We start from the raw sequence: 2,303 nt of genomic DNA, 5'->3' as shown, positions 1-2,303 counted from the left end.
CGCGGCACCCGCCGCCGCACGCGCACCACCCGCCGCACGCGCACCCCGCGCCGGACGCGCCGGCGCAGGCGGCAGCTGCCCCTTCAGCGGACCCCACTCATTCGGGTCCGGGACGCCCGGGGGCAGCATCTGACGGCGCTTGGGCCCACCGTGCTCGGATTCGCCCGGCTCCTTGGCCCCCGGCCACGCCTTGGCGACGCGTGCCGCCAGGACGAAGTCCTTGCGCAGCGGGTGGCCCTCGAAGCTCTCCGGGAGCAGCAGCGGTACGAGGTTCGGGTGGCCGGTGAAGTCGACGCCGAACATCTCGTGGGTCTCGCGCTCGTGCCAGCCGGCGCCCGCGTACACACCCACGGCGGTGGGCAGCGCGGCCGCATCGTGCGGCACGGTCGTACGGACGATCAGCCGGTGGACGGTGCCGGGGCGCGCCACCTCCACGAGGTGCGCGCAGATACGGAAGCCGGTGCCGGGCTCGTCGACGGCGCTCAGCCAGTCGAAATAGGTGCAGCCGAGGTCGTCGCGGGCGGCGGTCAGCGCGGCGAGCCAGCTGTCGGCGGGGACGTCGACGGTCAGCAGGTCGTACGCCAGCTCCGCCGTGGCACCCGTACCGAAGATCTCGCTCGCGGGGCGCGGCAGCCAGCCGACGACCGGCTCGGGAGCCGGCTGCTCGGGCTGTTCGGGCTGCTCGCTCATCGGGGCTCCTCCCCCGCCGTCTTCGGCGCGGGCGGCGTCACCAGGCCGCTGCGCAGCGCGGCCGCCGAAGGCCGGGCGGCGCCGCCCTGGGCGTACCGCTCCCCCAGCGACTCGCGTGCGATCTTCTCCTGGAGCTTGAGAATGCCCTGCAGCAGCGCCTCGGGACGCGGCGGGCAGCCCGGTACGTACACATCCACCGGAATGATCTGGTCGACGCCCTTGGTGACCGAGTACGAGTCCCAGTACGGGCCACCGCAGTTGGAGCAGGCCCCGAAGGAGATGACGTACTTCGGCTCGGGCATCTGCTCGTAGAGCCGCTTGACCGCGGGCGCCATCTTGTCGGTGACGGTGCCGGAGACGACCATCAGGTCGGCCTGGCGGGGGCCGGGCGCGAACGGGATCACGCCGAGCCGGATGAAGTCGTGGCGCGCCATGGACGCGGCGATGAACTCGATGGCGCAGCAGGCCAGGCCGAAGTTGAAGACCCACAGGCTGTAGCGGCGGCCCCAGTTCAGGACCACCTTCATCGGTTCGGGCGCGAGCCGGGCGAGACTGCCCAGGCGCCGCGGCTCCGGCAGGAACTCGGGGGCGGCGCCCTCGGACGCGGCTGCCGAGCTGTTGGAGACGGGGGTCACGTCCATTCCAGGACGCCCTTCTTCCATGCGTAGAGCAGGCCGACGGCGAGGAAGCCGAGGAAGATGAACATCTCCACCAGCGTCACGCCGCCGAAACCGGGGGCGGCGAAGATCGTCGCCCAGGGGAACAGGAAGATCGAGTCGACGGCGAAGATGACGTAGAGGAACGCGTAGACGTAGTAGCGGACCTGGGTGTGCGCCCAGCCCTCGCCGACCGGGTCCACGCCGCACTCGTACGTCAGCAGCTTCTCGGGCGTCGGCACCACAGGCCGCAGCAGCCGCCCGGCACCGAAGGCCACGGCGACGAAGAGCACACCGATCACGGCGATGATCCCGACGACCGAGTAGCCCTGGAAATAGTCCGCGGCGACGGTGGTGCGTACGGTCGCGTCCGGCACGTCCGCCCCTCGCTCCCTGACTGCGCTTGTTCAACGACTTCGACGATCTGTACGGACGGGAGTCTAGGCCCTGCCCGAGCTGCCTGAGCGGCCGCGTCGTCGCCGACGGTGAGCTTGTCCCTACTTCGCCCTACCTGGGCGGGCGGCAGCGTAGACGTCGTGCCCGATTGTCTCAGGAGCCGTCTCACAGGGCGGACCGGCGGGGCTGGCGTGAGCCGACGGGGGAGGTGGCAGGGAGGGTGCCAGGGGAGCCGCCGCGAGGGGGTGGATCAGCGGATCGGGCCGCCGTCGAAGGGGCTCCGGTTGTCGGGGGCGGGCGGGGCTGCGGGGGCCGGTGAGGCCGTAGGGGCCGGTGAGGCCGTAGGGGCCGGCGCCTGGGGCGGCATCGCGGGCGCGACCGGCCCGGCCGGCATGTGCGGCGGTACCGGGGACTGCGACTGGGGGTGCGGCTGGGGCTGGGCGTACGGCTGGGGTTGGGGCTGAGCGTAGGCCTGGGGCTGCGAGGGGGCCCGGGGGGTGGCTTGGGGGGCGGGCTGGGGTGCGTAGTGCCGCTGAGGGGCCGGTTGGGGTGGGTGCTGGG

The 2,303-nt window shown here is 72.8% G+C and carries 3 protein-coding genes; all 3 read right to left on the bottom strand.

The window, feature by feature from the left end:
- Positions 1 to 690, bottom strand: a 690-nt coding sequence (locus tag DY245_RS33675) for an NADH-quinone oxidoreductase subunit C (protein WP_147318393.1), incomplete at its 3' end; no start/stop codon positions are given.
- Positions 687 to 1,331 (bottom strand): NADH-quinone oxidoreductase subunit B, encoded by a 645-nt coding sequence (locus tag DY245_RS33670; RefSeq protein WP_128510944.1) that lies wholly within the window; start codon positions 1,329 to 1,331, stop codon positions 687 to 689. The genes DY245_RS33675 and DY245_RS33670, both read right to left, overlap by 4 nt.
- Positions 1,322 to 1,723 carry an NADH-quinone oxidoreductase subunit A gene (locus tag DY245_RS33665; RefSeq protein WP_128510943.1) on the bottom strand — a complete coding sequence of 134 codons (402 nt, stop codon included), beginning with the start codon at positions 1,721 to 1,723 and terminating at the stop codon, positions 1,322 to 1,324. The genes DY245_RS33670 and DY245_RS33665 overlap by 10 nt, the downstream gene beginning before the upstream one ends.
- Positions 1,724 to 2,303: the final 580 nt, after the last annotated feature.

This window comes from Streptomyces inhibens (genome assembly GCF_003389455.1).
Taxonomy (GTDB): Bacteria; Actinomycetota; Actinomycetes; order Streptomycetales; family Streptomycetaceae; genus Streptomyces; species Streptomyces inhibens.
Note: the sequence above shows the minus strand (reverse complement) of the source record. Positions and strands in the feature narration are given on the sequence as shown.

What these genes read in the sequence shown, in the direction of transcription:
- DY245_RS33670 (WP_128510944.1), bottom strand. Translation starts at nt 1,331, where the DNA reads ATGGACGTGACCCCCGTCTCCAACAGCTCGGCAGCCGCGTCCGAGGGC.